We start from the raw sequence: 23,767 nt of genomic DNA, 5'->3' as shown, positions 1-23,767 counted from the left end.
TGTTCTCATTCATATTTTCCGCAGCCTTTGACCAAAATATTAACTTCAGCCACAGGCTTGCCTGACATGATCTCAACCGATTCTTTCACTTTTTGCTGAGATTTTTCACACACTTTTTTAACGTTAATACCCAATCCTGTGATCACGTGCAGATCAATCTGATAACCGTCATCGCGTTCAACCACTTTTACCCCTTTAGAAACCGCTGAAGGATAAATCGCATCCAGAATCTCATCGGAAATGCGCATAAACATCTTCTCAATGCCTTCCACGCCTAAAGCGGCCATGCTCGCAATAGAGCAAATCATTTCATTAGAAATATCATTTTGTGCGTTTTGTATATTTTTATCCATCGCTTACTCCGTCATTCCTCTTCGGGATGATGCGAATCGTCCTCTGCTTGTTTTAATCTTTCGATGGTTTCCTCGTTCAAGGAAAACTTCGTGTCACATTCGGGACATATCACATCGTCGGCCTCAAAGGATTCAAAATCGGCTAAATACACATGACCGCAATGAGGACATTCGACTTCGTAAATATCGTCGTTTTCATCATCTTCATCCTCCGTGTCTATCATATCCAATGAATCGTCGGTCTCATCATCTTCATCCTCAAACGCAATGTTTTCATCGGCAATATCGATTAGAAAATCTTCCATGTCCGTCAGATCATCATCGATCATCTCCACATAATCCTGAAGATCATCATGAGCTTCGGTTACGCCGTCAAGCGCATCGCAGATATCCTCTAAAACGTCAAGCAACTGCCCGATCATTTTCCCTTCGTCAGAGGCTTCTGCCAACTTCATGCCCTCCGATAAGCCTTTCAGATAAGCAACTTTTTCATTAATGTATTTCATAATTTTAACGCTCAGACACGTTCCATGTATTCGCCGGTTCGCGTATCGACGCGGATCGTGTCCCCTTCATTAACAAACAGCGGCACCATAATGGTTGCTTCGGTTTCCACAGTACAAGGTTTATTGGCACCTGTTGCAGTATCGCCTTTAAAGCCGGGCTCCGTCTGTGTGACTTTCAATGCAACAAAATTTGGCGCCTTCACTTCAAAGGGTTCCCCTTTGAAAAAGCGAATGGTCGCATTGTCGTTTTCTTTGAGGTACTTTAGGGCTTCTTCAACTTTTTCGTATTCCAGCGGAATCTGTTCATAAGATTCAAGATCCATAAAGTAATACAGATCACCATCGGAATATAAGTATTGCATTTCCTTAGTGTCAATATGGGCCAAAGGGAATTTTTCGTTGGGAGAAAATGTTGTTTCGGTAACTGCTCCCGTCATAACATTGCGGATTTTAGTGCGAACAAAAGCAGCCCCTTTTCCCGGTTTAACGTGTTGAAATTCCACTACCACATAAACCGAACCATCCATTTCGAATGTCACACCTTTTTTAAAATCACCTGCTGTAACCATTTTGCTCGTACCTCCTGCGTATTTCAGAATTTTGGCGTCGTTACGCCAAAATCTATATTTTCAGAATTTCTTTTATTTTATCATAAGAAGCTTAATTCTTCAATTTTTCTTTTTATTTGCCGCAAACGAGGCCCCGAGCAAATCCAGCCAAATCGTAAATGCGTTCGATATGCGAAAAGGAGTGCGCCATGTCGATTAAAGTATCTGCTTGATTCCAGCCGCATTCTAAAACCAAATACCCCTGCTCTTTCAGGTGATCATGAACCGATGCAAATAATCGCTTGTAAAAATCATAACCATCCTCGCCGCCATCTAATGCCACACGGGGTTCATAGTTTTTGATGTCAGGTGATAAATCGGCAATTTCATCTGTAGGGATATAGGGCGGATTCGTCACAATCATATCGAAGCGCTGCCCTGGAAGCAGGCCTTCAAACAAATCACCCAAAATCAATTGTGCCTCTATATGATGTTTTTGTGCATTGCTTTTAGCAATGGCCAAGGCTTCTTTGGAAATATCTGACAGCCATAACTGAATATTCGGGCAACAATTCTTTAATGCGATTCCGATGGCCCCCGATCCGCAGCAAAGATCTAAAACCTCGGGCCGCGATCTTTTGGAAATCCATGCCAACGCCGTTTCAACAATATTTTCCGTATCCGGACGCGGAATCAACACATGAGCGTTAACATCGAAATCCAAGCCCATAAACTCCCGATGGCCAGTGATCATCGCCGAAGGCTCGTGGGCAGAACGGCGTTTGATCGCATTGGCAAATGCACGGATCTGCTCTGAAGATAATGGAATTTCCGGATGCATTAAAAAATACAGCCGTTCCTGATGCATCATCGCCGCCAGCAGAACCTCCGCTTCAAAACGCGATTGTTCCAGACCTGCTGACCGCAGTTTCTGAGCACCTGCTGTCAATGCATCTTGAATGGTTATTTTTTGCTCTGATGCCATTTCGCCTCCTTATCCTTTCATAAATAAAAAATAAGTCGGAATACCGACTTATTTTTTGAGTGCTTTCGCATATTTTTTATTGAAGCGTTCGACGCGTCCGCCGGAGTCAACCAGCTTCTGCTTCCCCGTAAAGAACGGATGGCAGGCAGAACAAATTTCAACACGCAGTTCCGACTTGACAGAACCTGTTTCAAAAGTATTGCCACAAGCACATTTCACGACAGACTTCCCATAATTCGGGTGGATGCCTTCTTTCATCGTATTCACCTCTTTCGTCGTTTATTCGAAATCAAAGCGCTTTGATTGGATTTCAGCGGTGTTATTATAACAAACCAATACTGGAATTGCAAGCTCTACTCACGATTAAATCGCTGAATCAACGCTGCATTATTCGGTGTGTGCTCAAGCAATGTTGTCATTTTTTCTGCAAAAGTCACTACTGAATCCTTGGCATAGGCTTTGCGCAGCTGCACAGCAATTTGTTCTTCCTGCCGGCTTAACAATAAATCGTCTCGGCGGGTACCGCTGCGGCGAATATCAATGGCTGGAAAGATATGCCGCTCTGCCAGATCGCGACTGAGCGTTAATTCCATATTGCCCGTTCCTTTAAACTCTTCATAAATAATATCATCCATTCGGCTGCCGGTGTCAATCAACGCTGTTGCCAGAATTGTCAAACTCCCGCCATTTTCAATATTGCGCGCTGCCCCGAAAAATTTCTTTGGGAAATACAAACTCTCCGGATCCAGCCCCCCGGTCAGCGTTCGCCCCGAGGGCTCAATCACCAAATTATTGCTGCGGGCCAATCGTGTCAGACTATCCACAAGAATCACCACATTCTTCCCCTGCTCCACCAGGCGCTGTCCGCGGGCCAACACCATCTCCGCCGCCTGCAAATGCTTCATTACCGGTTCATCAAAGGTGGAAGACACAATATCAGCGTCGACCGAACGTTGCATATCAGTCACTTCTTCCGGCCGTTCGTCGACCAAAAGCACAATGAGCTCCATTTCGGGGGCATTGGTTCGAATGCCGTTCGCAATTATCTTAAGCAATGTCGTTTTCCCGGCCTTGGGCGGTGCCACAATCAACCCCCGCTGTCCTCGGCCGATGGGGGCAAAGAGATCGATGATCCGAGCCGCCATGGATTCCACCGGCGTTTCAAGGTTAATCCGCTCGTTGGGAAAAATCGGTGTCAAGCGCACGAAATGGGGCCGGTGCGTCACAGTCTCCGGCAAATCACCGTTTACCTTTTCGACGTAAAGCAATGCGTCGTAACGATCATTTTCGCCGGATTTGCGCACATGCCCTTCAATTTTATCCCCCGTGCGCAGCTGATATCGACGTATCACATTCGCCGCAACATAAATATCCTGTTCTCCCGGCAAAAAATCCTTTGTGCGCAAAAAACCGTAGCCATCGGCCGTAATATCCAAAATGCCGGACTGACTTTTCTGATAACGCGCCTCATCCGCCACCGCATTGGAGGCCATTAGCTTTTCCATTTTTTTGATGAGGTCGGCCGTTCGTTTGCCGTTGACGCGATCCAAAAAGAGCATGGCCGCGTATTTTTCTCCAGGCTTAGGCGCGCGCACACGGCCTCCGAGCACATCGCCGGTTTCAATGCGGAATTTCTGAATCTGTGAGGCCGACACATAAATACCGAGCTCATTTTGCCGGTCAATAATGCCGTAGCCCTCCGGCAAAACGCGCACTGCTCCTTCATAAACGACAGCCTCTTCAATATTATCGTTTAATTTATAACGTCCCAGCCGCCGCGATTCTTTTTCTCGAGATGTTCTTTTTGTCTCAATCGGCTCGGCTTCTTTTTGATCTGCCGAATCCGTCGCCTGTTGCAGCGCTTGAATTTGCTCGATCAATTCCTTTTTAAGAACCCGACCCTTTAGCGGAATATTCAGCGATGCGGCAAGTTGTTTTAATTCAGAAACCGTCATTTGATTTAAATTCAAGAAAAACCTCCGAAATGCGTGAAACGATTGATGATCATTACCGAAAAAATTGAAAGAAAAAATCACAGAAAATTGATAAACATGTTTTGAAGTGTATCAAAAAAATGACAAACTGTCAAAACGTACCCACGCATAAAAAAGAGACCCCGTTAGGAGTCTCTTTGAATGTATTTGATTGTTCAATCTGCGTTTAAGCGTTGCGTTTGACGTAACCTTCGTAACGAGAGATCGCTTCTTCCTGAGTCTGTTTGTACAGGTCTTCCGCGATTTCCGGGAAACCACGGCGCAACGAGTTATAACGCACTTCCGACATAATGAAGTCTTGGAATTTATCGAAGTCAGGCTTCTTGGAATCCAAATGGAAAGGATGTTCATCTTCCGGATTGAAATGATACAGATGCCAATAGCCACAATCAACAGCTGCTTTCTGATGACTCGGGGTCTTGCCCATGCCGCCTTTGATCCCATGGTTAATGCAAGGCGCATAACCGATGATCAGGGATGGTCCCTTATAAGCTTCAGCTTCCTTCAATACCTTCATGAACTGGTTCTTATCGGCGCCGATGGCCACCTGAGCGACATAAACATAGCCATAAGTCGCAGCAATCATGCCGAGGTCTTTTTTCTTAACCCGTTCGCCGGAAGCCGCAAATTGTGCAATCGCTGCTGTCGGTGTGGATTTAGATGCCTGACCACCGGTATTAGAATAAACTTCGGTATCAAGCACGAAAACATTGATATCTTCCTTCGAAGCCAAGACGTGATCCAAGCCGCCGAAGCCAATATCATAGGCCCAGCCGTCACCGCCGATAATCCAAACAGATTTTTTGACCAGGTGATCCTGATTGCTCATGACAAATTTATATTTGTCGGCCAACTCTGCCGGTGCGTTAAAGTTTTCAAGTGCCGCTTTCAATGGAGGCGTAGCCGCCTTGGAAGCATCCCCATCATCTTTCCCAGCGATCCAGGCGTCAATGGCTTCTGCCAAATCGGCCGGTGCAGCCGCTTTAATCTGTGTCAGATAACTGGCGATGGTGTTGCGAATAGCTTTTGTCCCCTGCAGCATCCCATAACCATATTCGGCATTGTCTTCAAACAAGGAGTTGGCGAATGTCGGGCCTTGACCTTTCGCATTGGTGCAATAGGGCGAAGCCGGAGCAGAAGCACCCCAAATCGAGGAACAGCCGGTCGCATTGGCAATCATCATGCGGTCGCCGTAAAGCTGGGTAATGGTCTTGATGTACGGTGTTTCACCGCAACCTGCGCAAGCGCCGGAGAATTCAAGCAACGGCTGCTGGAATTGACTGCCTTTGACAGAGTATTTATCCATCTTGTCGTCTTTGACCGGAACCGTCACCGCGTAATCCCAATTTTCAACCTGATGCATTTCTTCGTGGATCGGAACGAGAGAAAGAGCTTTTTCCTTTGCAATACAAGCATCAACACAGTTGCCGCAGCCCGTGCAGTCCATCACGTCGACCTGGATACGATATTCCAGACCAGCCAATGGCTTGCCCATGGCTTTCTTCGTTTCGAAGCCAGCCGGCGCCGCTGCTTTTTCTTCTTCGGTTAAGAGAACCGGACGAATAGCCGCATGCGGACAGACAAATGAACACTGGTTACACTGGATACATTTGCTGATATCCCATCTCGGAACATTGACAGCAATGCCGCGTTTTTCATATGCCGCGGTCCCGGCATCCCAAGTCCCATCTTCTCTGCCTTCAAAGGCGGAAACCGGAATTGTCGTCCCAACAAATTTACCAATCGGACGAACCACTTCTTTGATGAATTTCGGATCCGTATCAACGATCGCCGCATTATCTTCTGCGGTGGCCCAATCCGCCGGCACATCAAATTGTTTCAGAATCGTCGGATCAACCCCGGCGTCAACTGCTTTGTAGTTCATTTCAACAATGGCTTCGCCCTTGTTGCCATAAGTCTTTTTGATAGAAGCCTTGGAAAACTTCACAGCATCTTCAATCGGCAGGATCTTTGCCAGTTTGAAAAAGGCCGCCTGCAGGATCATGTTGGTTCTGCGGCCGAGGCCGATATCTTCTGCCGCTTTGGTCGCATTGATCGTATAGAACTGAATATCATTCTGAGCGATATAGCGTTTCATGGAAGCCGGCAGTTCTTCATTGATCTGTTCCGGTGTCCAAACGGTGTTCAGCAGGAAAGTACCACCTTTTTTCAAGCCGTCCAACAAATCATACTGATGGACATAGGATTCTGTCGAACAGGAGATAAAATCTGCCTGGTTGATCAGATAAGGCGATTTGATCGGTTTTTTACCGAAACGCAGATGCGAACAGGTAATCCCGCCAGATTTCTTCGAGTCATAATCGAAATAACCCTGAGCATAAAGATCGGTGTTATCCCCGATAATCTTAATCGCCGATTTGTTGGCGCCAACGGTCCCGTCAGAACCCAATCCCCAGAATTTACAGGATGTGGTGCCTTCCGGAATCGTGTTGATTTCTTCCTTGGTTTCCAAACTTCTGTACGTCAGATCGTCAACAATGGCCAAAGTGAACTGATCCATCGGTTCCGCTTCGTTCATGTTGTCATAAACGGCTTTAACATCACTGGAAGTCGTGTCCTTGGAACCCAAACCATAAATGCAGCCCAGAATCTTCGGCTGTTCCTTTTCTGCGTAGAAGGATGTCACCACATCTTCGTACAACGGATTCCCCAAAGCCCCCGGTTCTTTGGTGCGGTCCATCACCGTAATGGTTTTAACGGTCTTTGGAATCATCTTAAGCAGATAATCTTTAGCGAACGGTCTGTAGAGGTGAACTTTCACCACGCCGACTTTTTCGCCTTTCGCCATTAAATAGTCAATGGTTTCTTCGATCGTATCGGTGATGGAACCCATCGCAATAGTGATGCGGTCTGCATCCGGTGACCCGTAATAGTTGAACAAATGATATTCGCGACCGGTGTATTCAGAAATCTTCTGAAGATAATCTTCAACAATTTCCGGAACGGCATCGTAAAAACTGTTTGACGCTTCACGAGACTGGAAGAAAATATCGCCGTTTTGAGCAGTACCGCGGGTGACCGGATGTTCTGGATTTAAAGCACGATCGCGGAAGGCCTGAATCGCATCCCAATCAACGTTATCTTTAAAGAAATCATAATCCATGACTTCGACTTTCTGAATTTCGTGCGAAGTTCTGAAGCCGTCGAAGAAGTGGAGGAACGGAATTCTGGACTTGATAGCTGCCAAGTGAGCAACTCCGCCAATATCCATGACTTCCTGAACGGACCCGGAGGCCAGCAGAGCAAACCCGGTTTGGCGGCAAGCCATCACATCGCCCTGATCCCCAAAGATACACAGTGACTGTGCTGCTAAAGTACGCGCAGAAACGTGAAAAACACCCGGAAGCAGTTCGCCGGCAATTTTGTACATGTTCGGAATCATCAACAGCAACCCCTGCGAAGCCGTAAAAGTTGTTGTCAATGCACCAGCCTGAAGTGAACCGTGAACCGTCCCGGCAGCGCCACCTTCGGATTCCAGTTCGGACACTTTAACCGTTTCATCAAAAATGTTCTTTCTTCCCGCAGCTGACCAAGCATCGACATGCTCTGCCATTGGCGATGAAGGTGTAATTGGGAAAATACCCGCGACTTCGGTAAAGGCGTATGCTACGTGTGCAGCAGCCTGATTACCATCCATCGTCATCATTTGTTTGGACATATAATCCTCCTTCATGAATTATAAAATAAACAATCAAACACTCTTTAAAAAGTATTTATTGCAAAATATTATACCATATTGGACAATTTTGTACAGTTGTAAATTTGGATATATTTTTGATTATGTTAACTTTTGGCAACTCTTTATAATTGTACAAAAAATTATCTTTTTGATGAAAACGTATTGATAGCGGTGTGATTTCGACCATTTTCCACATAATAGTTGAAGCAATCTGCATACGCTCGCGCTCAAAATGGCAATAAAAAAATCGCCGAAGCGATTTGTTTTTTCGAAAAAGATGGTGATCCATCGGGGATTTGAACCCCGGACACCCTGATTAAAAGTCAGGTGCTCTGCCAACTGAGCTAATGGATCATTTAATTGATGGCAGGGGTAGCAGGAGTCGAACCTGCGAATTCCAGAGTCAAAGTCTGGTGCCTTAACCACTTGGCCATACCCCTAAGAAATGGGGTGGATGAAGGGACTCGAACCCCCGACAACCAGAACCACAATCTGGCGCTCTACCAACTGAACTACATCCACCACAATTTGAGAGAGAAATGGCGCGCCAACAGGGATTCGAACCCCGGGCACACGGCTTAGAAGGCCGTTGCTCTATCCAACTGAGCTATTGGCGCATAAAATAATGGAGCGGGTGAAGGGAATCGGACCCTCGCGACTGGCTTGGAAGGCCAGGGCTCTACCACTGAGCTACACCCGCAAATGCCTTTAGCCAGCTGGCACTCACATTCTCTCGTAAAGAACAGGATTTATTATACTGATAAAGAATCTCTTTGTCAACATATTTTTCACGAAATCATTTCAAATTTGTCAGCTTTTTAATCGCTTGATACACATGGCCAATCGGCAATCCCACCACATTAAAATAATCCCCTTCAATTCCGGAAACAAAGGCTGAAAAGGAGCCTTGAATGCCGTATGCGCCGGCCTTATCCATCGGATGATTTTCTGCCACATAGCGTTCAATTTCCACATCCGTCATTGGATAAACATAAACTTTCGTTTTCTCTGAAAAAGTCATATGCTCCAGATTTTCTCCCAAACGCCAGACACTCACGCCCGTCCAAACGAAATGCGCCCGATTCGAATAGGCATGCAGCATATCGATAGCCTCTGCCTTTGTTTGGGGTTTCCCCAACGCGCGGCCATCCAAAGACACCAAAGTATCTGCCCCAATAACGATCGTTTCTTGTTTCACTTCACCAATCAGGGTTTCGACGACAGCATGCGCTTTCTTTTCCGCCAACTCACATACCATCTCCTCGGGCAAATCGGAAATCGTCATTTCTTCAACTCTTGAAGGCCGCACTTCGGGCTTAAAGCCGATCATTCGCAATAATTCCAACCGTCTGGGAGAAGCCGAGGCCAAAATGATTCGCATAAGCACTATCCTCTATCTATTTTTCAAATCACCGCAGGTTTTATTGATTCAGCGAATGGATCTCACCGGCTATTTCGTCCCGATCAATCGTCACGATGGCGTAGCTCGGCGCATCACTGTAATGTCCGCCAATGAGTGCCCCGGGATTCAAAAGCAAAATACCTTCTTCCTCGCCGATGAAAGTATGATGGGTATGTCCAAACAATACAGCGTCAACTTTCTCTTCCATGCCGCGGCATAGCAAAGGTGCAAGATCCTGCTTGACACCAAAAAGATGGCCGTGACAGGCCATGATGGTCTTTCCCGCTATTTTAATTTTGGCCAATTCAACCCCTTCCGAATCCCCCATGTCGCAATTGCCACGAATCCAATAAACCGGCACCTTGCTCCACACATTGATTTTTTTAGCATCGCGCACATAATCTCCCAAATGAAAAATCGCATCGACTTCACCCATCGCTAAAACCGCATTCTGGAGATTCATGATATTGCCGTGACTATCCGAGACGACTCCTATCCGTTTCATTGACGCCATCCTTCTTTACTTTAGCGAATTCGCAGCTTCTCTGCCATTTTTTCCTTCGCCAACGCCATCGCTCGTGCACGATGCGAAATGGCATTTTTTTCAGCTTCACTCATCTGGGCATAGGCGCGGCCACTCTCTTTCGCAATGAAAAGCGGATCATAGCCAAAGCCGCCATCCCCCTGGAGCGCTGCAGCAATCCGCCCTTCGACAATGCCGCGACCGGTCCATTTCTCGCCATCCGGGAAAATCAAAGCCACGGCACATACAAATTGTGCTCCGCGTTTTCCCGCCGGCACACCGACCAATGCCTTTAGCAATTTGCGGTTATTATCGGCATAAGTAACGTTCTCGCCGGCATAACGCGCCGAAAAAATTCCCGGCGCACCGTCCAAAGCATCCACGCACAACCCAGAATCATCTGCCATTAAAATGGCGTCGGCATCTTTGACATACGGCCGAATAGTGCGTACTTTTATCAGGGCATTTTCTTCAAAAGTCGCACCGTCTTCAATAATTTCCACATCGATGCCGGCATCTGCCATCGTTAGAACTTCATACGCGCCGTCCAGCATATCGTGAATTTCAATGGCTTTGTGCGGATTGCTGGTCGCTAAAATAATCTTTTGTTTGCTCATTCGCGTATCCCCAAAACATCCTTCTGCACTGCAATCAAATGCGCAATGCCGTCCTGCCCCAATGCCATTAACCGATCGAACTCATCCCGGGTAAACGGACGGGCCTCGCCGGTTCCCTGGATTTCAATGATACGGCCATCGTCTGTCATCACCAAATTCATATCCACTTCTGCGTGGGAATCTTCAAGATAACATAAATCCAAAATCGGTGTGCCTTGCCAGACGCCAACGGACGTCGCCGCGACAAAACCGCGAATCGGATTCTTTTCGATCATGCCGCTATCCAAAAGTGACGCCACGCAATCCCAAAGGGCAATGAAAGCCCCGGTGATGGCGGTGGTTCTGGTGCCGCCATCGGCCTGGATCACATCACAGTCGATACGGATCGTGCGCTCGCCCAGAGTTTCCATATCCATCACCGCTCGGAGGCTTCGGCCAATCAACCGCTGAATTTCCACCGAGCGTCCATCCGTCTTGCCGTTTCGGTCTCGCCGCTTGCGCGTTTCTGTCGCACTGGGCAGCATGCTATATTCAGCCGTCACCCATCCCCGGCCTTCGCCGCGCATAAATCCGGGGACTGTCTCTTCACACATGGCCGTGCAAATCACTTTGGTATCCCCGACGGCCATGAGCACAGATCCATGTGCATGTTTGGTAAAATGCCGCATCACCTGCGTCGGGCGGCCTTCATTATAAAACCGGCCATCCTGTCTTTTAAATTGTTCTGTCATGAATCGCATCAACCCTTCAATGCTTTTTCGACCAGTCCCCGGATGATCTGATTGGCCATTTGCGGATTAGCCTGGCCCTTGGTCGCCTTCATCACCTGCCCGGTCAAAAATCCGTAAGCCTTTTTATTGCCGGCGGCAATATCCGCAATGGATTTCGGGTTGTCGGCGATGACCCGAGCCACCACATCCGTCAGCGCGCCGGTATCGCTCATCTGTGCCCAATTGTTTGCTTCAACGATGGCCTTCGGCGATGTTTCGCCGCCTTCAAACATTTGATCCATCACCTTTTTAGCGATTTTCCCAGAGATGGTATTGTCGGTAATCATGGCGATCAGCTCGGCCAGATCTTTCGCCGCAAAGGGAATCGTCGCCATGGTGAGTTCCTTTTCTTTTAAATGGGCGGGGATATCCACCATGAGCCAGTTAGAAATCTGCTTAGGTTCATTAAGGATCGCGACTGTCTCTTCAAAAAAGCGCGCGGTCTCCTTCGATGTGGTGAGAACTTCCGCATCATATTCCGGCAAACCATAATCCGATACGTAACGTGCCTTTTTCACTTCCGGCAATTCCGGCAGTTCGGATTTTACCTGGGCGATTTGTTCGTCGGTAATGACAATCGGCACCAGATCCGGTTCCGGAAAATAGCGATAATCCTGGGCATCTTCTTTGGAACGCATGGATGAACTGACGCCCTTGGCATCATCCCATTTCCGCGTTTCCTGAATGATCCGATGGCCTTTTTTGAGCTCAATGATCTGCCGCTTACTTTCATAGCGCACCGCTCTTTCCAAGGCGCGGAAAGAATTCAGGTTTTTCATTTCGGTTCGCGTTCCCAGCTCATCGCTGCCCTTGGGCTTAACCGACAGGTTCACGTCAAAACGAATGGACCCTTCTTCCATCTTACAATCAGATACGCCGGTATATTCCAAGGTGTTGCGCACCTTTTCAGCAAAAGCCCGAGCCTCTTCCGGTCCCGTCATATCCGGTTCACTGACGATTTCAATCAACGGTACGCCGCAACGGTTCACATCGATCAATGTGCCGTCCGCCGATTCGTGCAGCAGTTTCCCGGCATCTTCTTCAATGTGAATTCGGGTAATCCCAATGGGTTTGGTTTCCCCACTCACATTGATATCCACCGATCCGCCCAGACACAACGGCCTGTCAAACTGCGATGTCTGATAGGCTTTCGGCAGATCCGGATAAAAATAATTCTTGCGATCCATCTTACTGAAATTGGCGATTTTGCAATTGAGTGCCAAACCTGCCTTCGTCGCAAATTCGATCACTTTTTCGTTAATAACCGGCAATACTCCGGGCATCCCCAGACAAACCGGGCAAGTGTGTGTGTTTTCGGGATCTCCAAACTTTGTCGGACAGGCGCAAAAGATCTTGGTCTTCGTCTGCAGTTCGGCGTGAATTTCCATTCCGATGACAATATCGTATTCCATTGCGTGACTCCTTCCTTAAAGCTGCGGCTGATACTGCCGGAAATTCATGGCACTTTCCAAAACATGGGCTGCTTTTAAAATACGGTCTTCACCGAGCACTGGACCCACTAATTGGATGCCAATCGGCAGCCCGGCATCGTCCAAAGTCGTCGGCAACGAAATCCCCGGCACTCCGGCGATGTTCATCGGCACCGTGAAAATATCATTGAGATACATATCCAGCGGATTACCGATTTTTTCACCGATGCCAAAAGCCGTTGAGGCAGATGTCGGTGTCAACATCACATCACATTGCGCAAAAACGGATTTGAAATCTTCAACAATAAGCGTACGAACCTGCATCGCTTTCTTATAATAGGCGTCATAATAACCGGAGCTAAGAGCATAAGTTCCCAGCATGATCCGACGCTTGACTTCTTCACCAAAACCCTGTGTCCGCGTCTGATAATACATGTCGATATAATCGGTGTATTCTTCCGCGCGAACCCCGTAACGCACGCCATCATAACGCGCCAAATTGGAAGACGCTTCTGCACAAGCAATGATATAGTAAACCGCCAACGCCTGCTTCAAATAATGGAAATCCACCTCGACAATTTCCGCCCCGGCTGCCCGGTACGCATCCAACGCGTCATTAACCGCCTTTTGTACTTCCGGCTGAACGCCATCATCGAAAGAGCTTTTCATCACGCCAATTTTCATCCCTTGGACACCGTCTTTTAAGCCGGCCAGATAATCCTTCTTAGGAATATTCAGCGACGTTGAATCTTTCGTGTCGTGACCGGCAATCGCGTTCAGAACGATTGCGGCATCTTCAACATCTTTGGTAAAGGGGCCGATCTGATCCAGCGATGATGCAAAGGCAATGAGTCCATAACGCGACACCAAACCGTAAGTCGGCTTGAGACCGACCACCCCACACAACGAAGCCGGCTGGCGAATGGAGCCGCCGGTGTCAGATCCCAGTGAAAAGGCCGCCATATCTGCAGCCACCGCCACAGCAGAGCCGCCGGATGAGCCGCCGGGCACTTTGGTAAAGTCCCAGGGATTTTTAGTCGTTTGATAGGCAGAATTTTCTGTGGAAGAACCCATGGCAAATTCATCCATATTGACTTTCCCCAGCATAACCGCACCAGACTGACTCAGCCTATTATAAACATCGGCATTGTACGGCGGGACAAAATTACCCAAAATCTTGGAAGCCGCCGTAGTGCGGATACCATTGGTGCAGATGTTGTCTTTTAACGCATAGGGAATGCCTGCCAACGGCGCATTTCCTCTGCCTTTTTGGTCCATTGTTTTGGCGGCTTCGAGTGCCTGTGCGGTGTGGTCGAGCAAAAAAGCATCTAATTGACCATCAAGACTTTTAATGCGATCCGTGTAAGTCTGGGCCACATCAAAAACGCTCAATTCGCCCTGATTCAATAGATCCAGCGTTTCGTGAATGGTTAATCGCGTGATATCCAAGTCCGTCTCCTATTCCAACACTCTCGGTACTTTAAAACAGCCATTTTCAGAATCCGGCGCATTGGCCAGTGCCACTTCATTAGGAAGGGACTCGCCAATTTCATCCTTGCGATACACATTTTTCACCGGTAAAATATGCTCTGTCGCGGCCACATCTGTCGTATCGACTTCATTCAGCGTGTTGACGTAGTCCAAAACGCTGTCCAGCTCCTTCACCATTTTCTCGGTTGCCGCTCCATCAAAGCGCAGCCTGGCAAGATTCGCCACATAGGTGACGTCTTCCTTTGAAATGCTCATTGTAATATCTCCTTATTGTAAAAGTTTATAAGTTCGTTTCGCCATATTGATTTATTATAGTTGATCCTACGGGCATTTTCAACGCCAATCACAAAATGCCCGTTTAAAATTGCTTCGCACAACGTTATTCAAGCGAAGCGTTCAACAAATTCGGCTTCAGAAATAATGGGAACGCCCAGATCTCTGGCCCTTCGATTTTTTGCGGAAGTGCTTTCCACATCGTTGTTCACCAGATAATCGGTTTTTTTCGAAACCGATCCGCTGACATGCCCGCCTTGAGACTCAACATAAGCTTTAAACGCATCTCGATTTTGATAATGCTGCACCTTGCCAGTGATCACAAAAGTCAGCCCTTCGCATCGACCGCTGTTCCTTTGTTTCGCCTCCATATCGACTTGAAGTTCTGCCAGCAGCCGCGTTAAATCCGATGCATTTTTCTCATCGGCGTACCAGGCCAGAAGCGAATCGGATTTTTCCGGGCCAATGCCTTCGATATCATCAAAGTCTTCGTTAGCGTTTAATCGATTCAGTACGCCTTCAAGGCCGATGGCATTGATCAGTCGTTTGCCCGCATCCACCCCGATCATTGGAATGCACAAGGCAAAGAGCAAATTCTCCGGTTTAACCCGGCGGCTCTTTTCAATTGCCGCAGCCAAATTGGCCACGGATTTTTCGCCAAAGCCATCCATCTCGCGAATGGCGTCAAAATATTTCGCCAACTGATAAATGTCTGAAAAACTTTTGATAAATCCCTGATTAATAAATTTATTCATCGTTTGAATGGACAAGCCATCGATATCCATCCCGTAGCGGCTGACAAAGCGATTGAATTTCTGCAAGTGCTTGGCTGCGCATTCAGGATTGGAGCAATGCAGTGTCTCCGCGCCGGATGACGATACGGCTACAGCTGTCGGCGCGCTGCAAACCGGGCAGGCCTCTGGAATGACAAAATTACCCTCACCCTTTGCTGCAATGACCTTCGGAATAATTTTATTCGCTTTAATCACCGTCACCTTGGTCCCAGCCCCGCCGATCCCCAGGCGCCGGCACTCGCTGATATTGTGCAGGCTCGCCCGCTTGACGATCGTACCTTCGAGCGCCACCGGTTCAAAAATCGCCACCGGTGTAATCGTTGACGCTGCACAGGACCACTCAATCCCCGTCAAAATTGAATCGGCCGATGTGTCTTGCCATTTAAAGGCCAATCCTGCGCGTGTCGCGTGATGCCCGGTCACTGATCCTGTCTGAGCATAATCCGTGTCGTCATAAGTCATCACCAATCCGTCTACCGGATAGGGGATTGCGCCTTTGCTGATTTGTTCACTCCAGCGCGCAATGCCATCGCCCAACGTATCGGCTTGCAGGCGTTCCCGCTCCACCGGATGAAATCCCAAGGATGCAAGGTAGTCCATCCGCGCTCCCCAGGAGATCATCTCGCGATCAAGATGCACCAGCGTGAAAGGGATCCACTGCAAGTGCCGCCGCCTAACTTCGTCAATATCCTTTAAGCTCAGCGACCCCGACGCCAAATTGCGCGGATTGGCATAAGTCTCTTCACTCTCCAGTAAAAACGTTTCAAAATCCTTATAGGTGATCAACGCCTCACCGCGAATCACCAAATGCCCCGGCTCCGATATTTGGATCGGCACACCGTCAATGGCCGAGGCCAAATGGGTGATGTCTGTGCCGACGCTGCCGTTGCCTCGAGTCACCAGCCGGTTCAACCGCCCTTCGTCGTAGGTTGCCACCAAAGTGAGTCCGTCCAGCTTGAGCGAAAGCCAAACATCCCGGCCGTCGGCCCATTTCACCAAGTCGGCAACGGTTTTGGTTTTCGCCAGTGACAGCATCGGATATTCGTGCGCGACTTTTTCGCCGCTGGCTTCCGATGACGATGTGCCGACACGTTGGGTTGGCGAATCGGGAAGGGCGTAGCCAGCTTTTTTTTCAAGCCGGATCAATGCGTCAAAAAGCGCATCCCACTCATAGTTGGACATCAGCTCTTCTCTGCCGCCATAATATGCCTCTGACGCCGCATTGATCTTCCCGATCAAATCGGCCATTTGCTGATTGATGCTTAATTCTGCCATGGTCATCCTCTGATTTTAATCTGCCGGCAGCACGAATCCAGGATCGAGCTTTTTAATGCCGACACCGGGAAAGGCCACCGAAATCTGATGTGCTTTTACTTCAACAATGGTCCCGACGCCAAATTTTTTATGCTTCACTTTATCACTAAGCTGATAATTATTCGTCCCCGAGCCGATATCAGGCGCCGCTTTTTTCTTTTTACCGTAAGTCAGGTTGGCGCCAAAGGCACTGGGTCTGCGGCCAAAGGTTTGATTCGCCCGCTTCCCCGCTTCACTGATCACCGCATCCCGGGAACGATGTTCCTCTTCGTGGATGCAGTCCGCCGGCAACTCCCGCAAAAACCGTGAGGCAATCTGAGGTTGACGTCTGCCAAATACCGTTCGTTCTGACGCGTGAGACAAATAAAGCTTTTTCTCTGCCCGGGTAATCCCCACATAGCAAATGCGCCGTTCTTCCTCCATTTGGGCAGGATCATCAAAAGAACGCGCGTTGGGGAAAATCCCGTCCTCCATTCCCGGCATAAACACCACGGGAAATTCCAGCCCCTTCGCATTGTGCAATGTCATTAAGAGGACCTTGCCTTCGTCGGTTTCGTATTTATCCGTTTCGCTGGTCAACGCTACCGTTTCCAGATAGGCGGTCAAGCTCGTGTCATCAGAATTCTTTTCAAAATCTGCCGCTGAAGAAATCAGTTCCTGCAAATTTTCAATGCGCGCTTCCGCTTTTTCCACTTTGCCCATTTCAAGCATCGTCAGGTAGCCGGTTGCGTCAATTACGTGTTTAATGAGGGCCGCCACCGATTCCTCTGCTGCCGCGGCTATGAGTTCCTGCATCATATCCGCAAAGTGGCGCACCTTGGTTTGAATGCCCGCCGAAAGCGTTGGCACCGCTTCGACATTGAGCACCGCATCCATCAAACTATAACCTTTAAAATCAGCAAAATCCTGGAGCTTCTGAATCGTCATGCCGCCGATCCCCCGCTTGGGCGTGTTAATGATGCGCACTGTGCCCAGGTTATCCGCCGGATTGAGCAGCACGTGCAAATAAGTCACAATGTCTTTGACTTCCATCCGGGCATAAAAACCCGTTCCCCCCACTAATTGATAAGGGATCGTCCGCCGCATAAAAGCTTCTTCAAACAAACGCGACTGGGCGTTGGTGCGGTAAAGCACCGCACAATCGCCATAGGTAAACGCCTCATCCCGTCGCAGTCGTTCAATTTCATCGGCGATGGCATCCGCCTCTTCATTGCCCTGATCGTAAGCCGATACAGCGATTTTTTCGCTTCCCGGGTTGTGCGTCCATAAATTTTTTTCTTTTCGGCCGGTATTGTTGGCGATCACTCCATTAGCCGCTTCAAGAATCACCGGCGTCGAACGATAATTCTCTTCCAGCTTGACGACTTTCGCGTCGGGATAATCTTTTTCAAAATCGAGGATATTGCGGATATCCGCGCCGCGCCAGCCATAAATCGATTGGTCATCATCCCCGCAGACACAAAGGTTGCGGTGCCCACCGGCCAGCAGGTTCACCAATTCGTATTGACTGTGGTTGGTGTCCTGATATTCATCCACCAAAATATATTTAAAGCGCTGCTGATAGCCCGCGAGAATTTCCGGCTGTTCCTTGAACAAAATCAACGTGTTGAGAATTAAATCGTCAAAATCCATCGCATTGTTTTGCATCAGCGCTTCCCGATAACGATGATAAAAAAGAGCCACCTTCTCCAAGCGGAAATCCCCGGCCGCCAATTTATCAAAGGCATTAGGAAGCATCCCCTTTTCCTTGGCTGCGGAAATTTCACCAATCACATAGCCAAAGGGATATTGCTTATCCGATAAATCCAATTCCTTGGCGATTTGCTTGTAAAGCCGCTTCTGGTCGTCCGTGTCATAGATCACAAAATTATCTCCGTAACCCAAAAGCTTTGCGTGCATGCGCATAATCCGCGCGCACATCGCATGAAAGGTGTACATCCAAATGCGATTCGTTTCCGGGATATCCATAGCCGCAATCCGATCCCTCATTTCCCCCGCCGCCTTATTGGTAAAGGTAATGGCCAAAATTTGAGAGGGCCACGCTAAGCCTTGTTCCAAAATATAGGCAATACGGTGAATGATCGTCCGCGTTTTGCCTGAGCCAGCGCCGGCCAATATCAAAAGCGGCCCTTCTGTTGCAAGCGCCGCTTCTCTTTGTTGTTCGTTTAATCCGTCCAATAAACCCATTCATCCTCCAAATTTTCAAAACTTTCCTTTATTCTGCCTTTTCAACAGGCAGTAAAACCGTCATTGTCGTGCCCTGACCTGCCTCACTGTCAACCAAAATCTTCCCGTGATACTGCGTCACAATCCAAGCCGCTATCGAAAGACCCAGGCCCGTACCCCCGACCGCTCGAGACCGTGTTTTATCCACCCGATAAAATCGGTTAAAAATCTTATTTTGATCACTTTTGGCAATCCCGATACCCCGATCTATTACCGACAAAGCCGCCTGCGTGTCTTTGCGACGGCCAATCAGCCGCACGACGGTGTTTTCACCGCTGTATTTAATGGCATTATCCAACAAAATCACAATCAGCTGTGTTAAAAGGGCCCGATCGCCGCTGACAACGAGCGCTTCGTCAGGCATTTCCCAATCCAGCAGGATATTTTTCTGTGCCGCCAGTGGCAGCATCCGTTCAATGACTTGCTGCGATAAAAACGCGAGGTCAATGCGTTCCATTTCAATTCTGGTTTCCCCTGCATCCACCCGCGCCAAAAACATTAAATCTTCGACGATGCGCTGAATGCGTTTCGTCTCTTGATAGGCATTGTCAAGCCATTGCATCTCTTCGGCGATGGTCTGATCGCGATCTTCTTTAATCACCTCGAGGTTGGTTAAAATCACGGCGATCGGTGTTCGCAATTCATGCGATGCATTAGCTAAAAACTCCTGCTGCCGCGCCAGGTTTTCGCGAATCGGCTTAAGGGCGCGCCCGGATAAAAAGAAACCGCCGGCCAGTGAAATGCCGCAGCCAATAGCGACCACCAATAAAATGGCTGTCAATGTCACGCTTGAAAGCGTCTGAACGTCCCGCATGTTGCGCACAATCTGGACAATGGCTAACCGTCCGTTCGCGTCGACAACACTGCAGGTGCAAATTTTATAGGTCCCGCCTCTTTCCTGATAATCCACGGTCCAGTAGCCGGTATGATGCTCATTAAAATAACGCTGCGTTAAATGCTTGAGCGCCTTTCGACTGACATTTCCGTCGACAGACGCTGTTGCAGCAATGTTGAACGTATCATCCCACACCAAATAGCCGGCGTCGTTTTTCTCCAAATTCTTTTTTAAAAGGGACAGCGCTTGAATTTGCGACGAATCCTTCGAATACCGGCTGATGCCATCAAGATTGGTAACCAGCTGAGAGGCGTAAGCCGTCATCGTGCCATTCAATTCCGACTGCTGACGCATATTCAAACTGATACTGATAATAAAAACGGACAATGCCGTCAAACCAATCAAGACCAAGGTGTTAATCAATGTCAGATTGAAACGCAGCTTCGTTAATTTATTCATCCCTTTTGAGCACGTATCCCATGCCCCTTAATGTTTTAATGGTCACTTTCGCACCTGATAGCTTCTTCCGCAGATAATGAACATAAATTTCCACCGAGTTTTCAGCAGCTTTGCCGTCATTGCCCCAGATGCGTTCCAAAAGGGCTTTCTTCGCAATGGTCTGTTCCGGATTGAGGATGAAGAGTTCCAGCATCTGAGATTCCTTTGCTGTCAGACGCACTTTTTTGGTCCCAATTGATAATTCCCCGCTGGTTGTGTCGAGCACAAGATCCGCATATTGAATCACATTGTCGGCATACTGCTCTCCAGCGCGGCGTCCCAGTGCGCGAATTCTTGCAATTAATTCATCCGTCTCAAAAGGCTTGACCACATAATCATCCGCGCCCATGTTCAATCCTTTGACTTTATCCTGTGTGCTATCTTTTGCCGTCAACAGTAAAACCGGAACTTTTTTGCCAGTCTGCCGAATGTGCTTTAAAACCGTCAGGCCATCCACTTCCGGCAGCATAATGTCCAAGACGATCACATCGTAAATATCACGGTCAGCCATCTGTTTCCCGCTTGCCCCGTCGTTGGCCACATCAACTTCTATTTTGTTTTTTTTCAGCAGCTTTGCCAAGGCCGCGGACAACGAGACTTCATCTTCAACTAATAATACCCGCATCTTATCCCTCTGCCAACGCTTTAATTTGATCGTTCCATTATCTATTGGTTTAATTCTTTTTTGTTCTTTCTTCGGCCGTGCCACCAATGATGCCGTGCGTCATTCGGTTGATTCTCGTCTGTTGCCAATGGTTTCTCGGGATCGGATTCCGACACCGCCTCATTCTTCACTTCCCCGTTTGCATCATTCGCTTGTGTATCAACGGCAGACACCTCACTTGTTTCACCGCCTTCTGGCACGATCTCCAAAGGCGTCACAGTAACTTCTTCCGTCACTTCGACGATTTCACCCTCGTCATTGAGTACTTTTTTAGTGACCGTTTGTGTCTCTGTAATCTTTTCAGAATAGGGTTTCTCAGCTTTCGCTCGGGCATCTGCCTCTGCCTGCGTCAACGCCCAATCATCAATACTCTGACGTTCGTCACCGACTGTCCGGGCCCGCCCCTGCGAATCCCGATGCGCTTCTGAGTTATCTTTAATGCTTTCAAACATTGCCGCTGGCATGTCCACCCCCTGATCGTATTCCACTTTACGATGGCAGTGGATGTACACCGGCAGAGCACGATCGTAATTCACTAAGAAACTGTCATCTGGCAAAATCCTTTTAGCCATTAAATAATAAATGAAGAGTCCCAGATAATAAGCTTTATCAGGATCAAGCTCTGTGAGACTGGCGTAACGATCAAAGGCGCGTTCCAAAGAATCTCCATCTTGAACGATGTCACCGCCGAGGCGAATCCATTCTCTGGACAAATTCGTCGTTAGCGACTTATCAAAATACGTCCACAGAATCCCCCGCGCAACGGACTCATCCTTTATTTTGAGCGACTGCATCAAATCCCTTCCGCCTTTGGCAAAAGCTCTGGCGATACGGGCCGTATAAGATGTTTCGCTTCTCGGTTCTCGCGGCTGTCCCTCATTTTGTGTGTCCATCAAATAACTGAGCAAGGCGTCATCTTCGCCGATCGCCTTTTGGATGGCTGCCCACTCGCTGTACAGGCAGAAAGGAATGTATCCAAAGTCACGGAAAAGGTGATCGGAGATTCGCTTGACTTCTATCACCGCTTCTCGGTCAGCATAAATGCGTTTTTCCTCTGCCACATAGCGGTCCATCTGGAAATAACGATTATTTTTTGAAAAGAACTGCCCCATTTCTCCAATGGTTTCAATATCCTTGCCAAAGAAAATCAGTCCTTCAAAAGTTTCATAAACAGAGACCGTTTCACTCTGGTTATTTTCCGTCGGCAGTTGAATATAGCGCATCCCCTGATAAATCAAATCATTCAGCGGGTAATAAACGTCATTGGGATAGGCATCCTGATAGATAAACATCACACGTTTGCTCCGCTTGAAGCAAAGAATATATCCCCGCGAGGTGAAGAACCCCCAGGCCGGTTCTGGCTTTCTTTTTTCAAATTTAACGTTAAAATGATCCGCATAATAACAATTGCTGCGAATATAGTCCACCATATCATCCCGGGTCCGAATGCCCAAGGTCAAAAAATTGCTCAAATAATCTCGCACCAGAAGATCCAATGTTACCCCATACGGATCATACAAATCCAGAATGGGAACCGTCCCTGCCTTTTTAAGATTTTTGACGATGCAAAGCAGAATACAATCGATATGAATCGCAGAAAAAGGTTCATTGGGACGGATTTTCCGCAAATCCGACCGCGCTTTCTCTCCCAGGATGTTAAGCACAGTGCGCCGTTTGCGTTCGTGCCGTTCTTTTAAATGTTCATTGTATTTGTCAATCATGTGCACGACTTTTTTAAAGGGCACTTCATCGTTGCTGTATAAACTGACAAATTTATCATCGTCGAGCCCTTTATCCACGTATTTGACCGACGTCAGATTAATCGCCTGAATGCCTTCCTGTTGTTTGGTGGCATACCGGATTTCCATATCCGAAGAAAAGGAAATCGCAACGGTTTTTGATCCCTCAATTTGCTGAAGAACAATCCCACGCGCCGATAAGAATGCATTGACCCAAACGCGTGGCACCGTATCGCTACAATTAGCCTGAATTTGTTTGATCCAAAGCGTTGTATTGTTGAAATATTTGGGAAAACTCATCAATTCCGCATCTGCCAAATTGGCTGAAAAGCCAAAAGAAAGCAATCGATACACAATGCGTGCCAAATCCCGGGTAAAGTCCGGATCTGCTTCTTCCCGATTAATAAAGGTCACAAATAACGGGTTGTCCTTTGCCGTGAAGCGAGGGGCAAACTTCAGGACAACCGCAACCGCCAGAAAAATTAACGTGTCGATGTCGACCGATCCCAATTTTGTAACCCGATAATTCTTTTTAAGGGTGGTCAGCATGTCGGCTCGCATTTTTTCCATCAGATCAATCCCCTGGGTCAGTGTTTTATAACACGACGAACATAAGCAATCATATTGAATATTCAACCGCGGTTTATTAATCTGATACGTTCTGGCAAAAACGCCCAATTCCTTTCCACATCTTTCGCAGGTATCCTTCTTCATTGGATATCGCTCCTTTCCCGCTTAAAAAATCTCTGGCTCTCCAGAAATCTGACATCTTTGGAATGCATTTATTCTATCATAACGCCTTTGAAGATTAAAACCCTGGCTGTTAAAACCATACAAAAAACTGCCCGAAACTTTGCCCGAGCAGTTTATAATCGTTCCCCTAATAAGGGATGAAAATCTGATCTTCGCGCCATTAACGCAAATTCAGTAAAATATTGCAATTGGTGCGGATGAAAGGACTCGAACCTTCACATCAAAAGATACCAGATCCTAAGTCTGGCGCGTCTGCCAATTCCGCCACATCCGCAGGCAACGTCACTCGAGCGAACAAGCACTCGTCTGTAACGTGCCCATATAAAATACCATAAAAAAAAGCCGGCCGCAA

The 23,767-nt window shown here is 47.9% G+C and carries 19 protein-coding genes and 6 tRNA genes; all 25 read right to left on the bottom strand.

Features of this window, described 5'->3' with window-relative positions:
- Positions 1-5: 5 nt before the first annotated feature.
- The 25 genes from HMPREF0721_RS02490 to HMPREF0721_RS02370 all read right to left on the bottom strand — a co-directional run bounded on the left by HMPREF0721_RS02490 (position 6) and on the right by HMPREF0721_RS02370 (position 23,689).
- Positions 6-353 (bottom strand): Asp23/Gls24 family envelope stress response protein, encoded by a 348-nt coding sequence (locus HMPREF0721_RS02490; RefSeq protein ID WP_006597957.1) that lies wholly within the window; start codon positions 351-353, stop codon positions 6-8.
- 11 nt (positions 354-364) lie between these two features.
- Positions 365-859 (bottom strand): CD1247 N-terminal domain-containing protein, encoded by a 495-nt coding sequence (locus tag HMPREF0721_RS02485; RefSeq protein ID WP_006597956.1) that lies wholly within the window; start codon positions 857-859, stop codon positions 365-367.
- A gap of 11 nt (positions 860-870) precedes the next feature.
- On the bottom strand, positions 871-1,428 hold the full coding sequence (gene efp, locus HMPREF0721_RS02480) for an elongation factor P (RefSeq protein WP_006597955.1): 558 nt from the start codon (positions 1,426-1,428) through the stop codon (positions 871-873).
- Positions 1,429-1,540: 112 nt separating this feature from the next.
- The gene (gene prmC, locus HMPREF0721_RS02475; protein WP_006597954.1) at positions 1,541-2,392 is read right to left on the bottom strand and encodes a peptide chain release factor N(5)-glutamine methyltransferase; all 852 of its coding nucleotides are present in this window, start codon (positions 2,390-2,392) and stop codon (positions 1,541-1,543) included.
- Positions 2,393-2,440: 48 nt separating this feature from the next.
- Entirely contained in the window at positions 2,441-2,650 is a 210-nt protein-coding gene (gene rpmE, locus HMPREF0721_RS02470; RefSeq protein WP_006597953.1) for a 50S ribosomal protein L31, read from the bottom strand.
- 95 nt (positions 2,651-2,745) lie between these two features.
- On the bottom strand, positions 2,746-4,362 hold the full coding sequence (rho, locus tag HMPREF0721_RS02465; protein ID WP_006597952.1) for a transcription termination factor Rho: 1,617 nt from the start codon (positions 4,360-4,362) through the stop codon (positions 2,746-2,748).
- A gap of 190 nt (positions 4,363-4,552) precedes the next feature.
- Entirely contained in the window at positions 4,553-8,065 is a 3,513-nt protein-coding gene (gene nifJ / locus HMPREF0721_RS02460) for a pyruvate:ferredoxin (flavodoxin) oxidoreductase (protein WP_040639852.1), read from the bottom strand.
- A 299-nt stretch (positions 8,066-8,364) separates the two neighbouring features.
- A tRNA-Lys gene (locus tag HMPREF0721_RS02455) sits at positions 8,365-8,440 on the bottom strand.
- A 10-nt stretch (positions 8,441-8,450) separates the two neighbouring features.
- Positions 8,451-8,526 (bottom strand) — tRNA-Gln (locus HMPREF0721_RS02450).
- A gap of 6 nt (positions 8,527-8,532) precedes the next feature.
- Positions 8,533-8,608, bottom strand: a tRNA-His gene (locus HMPREF0721_RS02445).
- 18 nt (positions 8,609-8,626) lie between these two features.
- A tRNA-Arg gene (locus tag HMPREF0721_RS02440) sits at positions 8,627-8,703 on the bottom strand.
- A 9-nt stretch (positions 8,704-8,712) separates the two neighbouring features.
- A tRNA-Gly gene (locus tag HMPREF0721_RS02435) sits at positions 8,713-8,786 on the bottom strand.
- Between the two features lie 96 nt (positions 8,787-8,882).
- Positions 8,883-9,467 (bottom strand): Maf family protein, encoded by a 585-nt coding sequence (locus tag HMPREF0721_RS02430; protein ID WP_006597949.1) that lies wholly within the window; start codon positions 9,465-9,467, stop codon positions 8,883-8,885.
- A gap of 40 nt (positions 9,468-9,507) precedes the next feature.
- Positions 9,508-9,993, bottom strand: a complete 486-nt coding sequence (locus tag HMPREF0721_RS02425) for a metallophosphoesterase family protein (protein WP_050786944.1) — start codon at positions 9,991-9,993, stop codon at positions 9,508-9,510.
- Between the two features lie 20 nt (positions 9,994-10,013).
- Positions 10,014-10,628: an RdgB/HAM1 family non-canonical purine NTP pyrophosphatase gene (gene rdgB, locus HMPREF0721_RS02420; protein WP_006597947.1), complete on the bottom strand. Its 615-nt coding sequence runs from the start codon at positions 10,626-10,628 to the stop codon at positions 10,014-10,016.
- On the bottom strand, positions 10,625-11,368 hold the full coding sequence (gene rph, locus HMPREF0721_RS02415; RefSeq protein WP_006597946.1) for a ribonuclease PH: 744 nt from the start codon (positions 11,366-11,368) through the stop codon (positions 10,625-10,627). Before rph ends, rdgB begins: the two co-directional genes overlap by 4 nt.
- Positions 11,368-12,810 carry an Asp-tRNA(Asn)/Glu-tRNA(Gln) amidotransferase subunit GatB gene (gatB, locus tag HMPREF0721_RS02410; RefSeq protein ID WP_006597945.1) on the bottom strand — a complete coding sequence of 481 codons (1,443 nt, stop codon included), beginning with the start codon at positions 12,808-12,810 and terminating at the stop codon, positions 11,368-11,370. Before gatB ends, rph begins: the two co-directional genes overlap by 1 nt.
- Positions 12,811-12,825: 15 nt before the next feature.
- Positions 12,826-14,277, bottom strand: a complete 1,452-nt coding sequence (gene gatA / locus HMPREF0721_RS02405) for an Asp-tRNA(Asn)/Glu-tRNA(Gln) amidotransferase subunit GatA (protein WP_006597944.1) — start codon at positions 14,275-14,277, stop codon at positions 12,826-12,828.
- 9 nt (positions 14,278-14,286) lie between these two features.
- Positions 14,287-14,574: an Asp-tRNA(Asn)/Glu-tRNA(Gln) amidotransferase subunit GatC gene (gene gatC / locus HMPREF0721_RS02400; RefSeq protein ID WP_006597943.1), complete on the bottom strand. Its 288-nt coding sequence runs from the start codon at positions 14,572-14,574 to the stop codon at positions 14,287-14,289.
- A gap of 128 nt (positions 14,575-14,702) precedes the next feature.
- Positions 14,703-16,661 carry an NAD-dependent DNA ligase LigA gene (ligA, locus tag HMPREF0721_RS02395; RefSeq protein ID WP_040639851.1) on the bottom strand — a complete coding sequence of 653 codons (1,959 nt, stop codon included), beginning with the start codon at positions 16,659-16,661 and terminating at the stop codon, positions 14,703-14,705.
- A 15-nt stretch (positions 16,662-16,676) separates the two neighbouring features.
- Complete coding sequence (locus HMPREF0721_RS02390; protein ID WP_006597940.1) at positions 16,677-18,887, bottom strand: ATP-dependent helicase; 2,211 nt, start codon at positions 18,885-18,887, stop codon at positions 16,677-16,679.
- Between the two features lie 28 nt (positions 18,888-18,915).
- Complete coding sequence (locus HMPREF0721_RS02385; RefSeq protein WP_006597939.1) at positions 18,916-20,220, bottom strand: sensor histidine kinase; 1,305 nt, start codon at positions 20,218-20,220, stop codon at positions 18,916-18,918.
- Positions 20,213-20,884 (bottom strand): response regulator transcription factor, encoded by a 672-nt coding sequence (locus HMPREF0721_RS02380; RefSeq protein ID WP_006597938.1) that lies wholly within the window; start codon positions 20,882-20,884, stop codon positions 20,213-20,215. The genes HMPREF0721_RS02385 and HMPREF0721_RS02380 overlap by 8 nt, the downstream gene beginning before the upstream one ends.
- Before the next feature lie 41 nt (positions 20,885-20,925).
- Positions 20,926-23,376, bottom strand: coding sequence for a hypothetical protein (locus tag HMPREF0721_RS02375; protein WP_006597937.1), 2,451 nt, complete (start codon positions 23,374-23,376; stop codon positions 20,926-20,928).
- Between the two features lie 228 nt (positions 23,377-23,604).
- Positions 23,605-23,689 (bottom strand) — tRNA-Leu (locus HMPREF0721_RS02370).
- Between the last annotated feature and the right edge of the window lie 78 nt (positions 23,690-23,767).

Source organism: Pseudoramibacter alactolyticus ATCC 23263 (assembly GCF_000185505.1).
Lineage (GTDB): Bacteria > Bacillota > Clostridia > Eubacteriales > Eubacteriaceae > Pseudoramibacter > Pseudoramibacter alactolyticus.
The sequence above is the reverse complement of the archived record's forward strand: the minus strand, read 5'-3'. Positions and strand labels throughout refer to the sequence as shown.

What these genes read in the sequence shown, in the direction of transcription:
- HMPREF0721_RS02385 (WP_006597939.1), bottom strand. Translation starts at nt 20,220, where the DNA reads ATGAATAAATTAACGAAGCTGCGTTTCAATCTGACATTGATTAACACC.
- ligA (WP_040639851.1), bottom strand. Translation starts at nt 16,661, where the DNA reads ATGGCAGAATTAAGCATCAATCAGCAAATGGCCGATTTGATCGGGAAG.
- prmC (WP_006597954.1), bottom strand. Translation starts at nt 2,392, where the DNA reads ATGGCATCAGAGCAAAAAATAACCATTCAAGATGCATTGACAGCAGGT.
- rpmE (WP_006597953.1), bottom strand. Translation starts at nt 2,650, where the DNA reads ATGAAAGAAGGCATCCACCCGAATTATGGGAAGTCTGTCGTGAAATGT.
- HMPREF0721_RS02485 (WP_006597956.1), bottom strand. Translation starts at nt 859, where the DNA reads ATGAAATACATTAATGAAAAAGTTGCTTATCTGAAAGGCTTATCGGAG.
- nifJ (WP_040639852.1), bottom strand. Translation starts at nt 8,065, where the DNA reads ATGTCCAAACAAATGATGACGATGGATGGTAATCAGGCTGCTGCACAC.
- HMPREF0721_RS02430 (WP_006597949.1), bottom strand. Translation starts at nt 9,467, where the DNA reads ATGCGAATCATTTTGGCCTCGGCTTCTCCCAGACGGTTGGAATTATTG.
- HMPREF0721_RS02490 (WP_006597957.1), bottom strand. Translation starts at nt 353, where the DNA reads ATGGATAAAAATATACAAAACGCACAAAATGATATTTCTAATGAAATG.
- gatB (WP_006597945.1), bottom strand. Translation starts at nt 12,810, where the DNA reads ATGGAATACGATATTGTCATCGGAATGGAAATTCACGCCGAACTGCAG.
- HMPREF0721_RS02380 (WP_006597938.1), bottom strand. Translation starts at nt 20,884, where the DNA reads ATGCGGGTATTATTAGTTGAAGATGAAGTCTCGTTGTCCGCGGCCTTG.
- HMPREF0721_RS02390 (WP_006597940.1), bottom strand. Translation starts at nt 18,887, where the DNA reads ATGGGTTTATTGGACGGATTAAACGAACAACAAAGAGAAGCGGCGCTT.
- rdgB (WP_006597947.1), bottom strand. Translation starts at nt 10,628, where the DNA reads ATGAGCAAACAAAAGATTATTTTAGCGACCAGCAATCCGCACAAAGCC.
- rph (WP_006597946.1), bottom strand. Translation starts at nt 11,368, where the DNA reads ATGCGATTCATGACAGAACAATTTAAAAGACAGGATGGCCGGTTTTAT.
- gatC (WP_006597943.1), bottom strand. Translation starts at nt 14,574, where the DNA reads ATGAGCATTTCAAAGGAAGACGTCACCTATGTGGCGAATCTTGCCAGG.
- HMPREF0721_RS02425 (WP_050786944.1), bottom strand. Translation starts at nt 9,993, where the DNA reads ATGAAACGGATAGGAGTCGTCTCGGATAGTCACGGCAATATCATGAAT.
- efp (WP_006597955.1), bottom strand. Translation starts at nt 1,428, where the DNA reads ATGGTTACAGCAGGTGATTTTAAAAAAGGTGTGACATTCGAAATGGAT.
- HMPREF0721_RS02375 (WP_006597937.1), bottom strand. Translation starts at nt 23,376, where the DNA reads ATGAAGAAGGATACCTGCGAAAGATGTGGAAAGGAATTGGGCGTTTTT.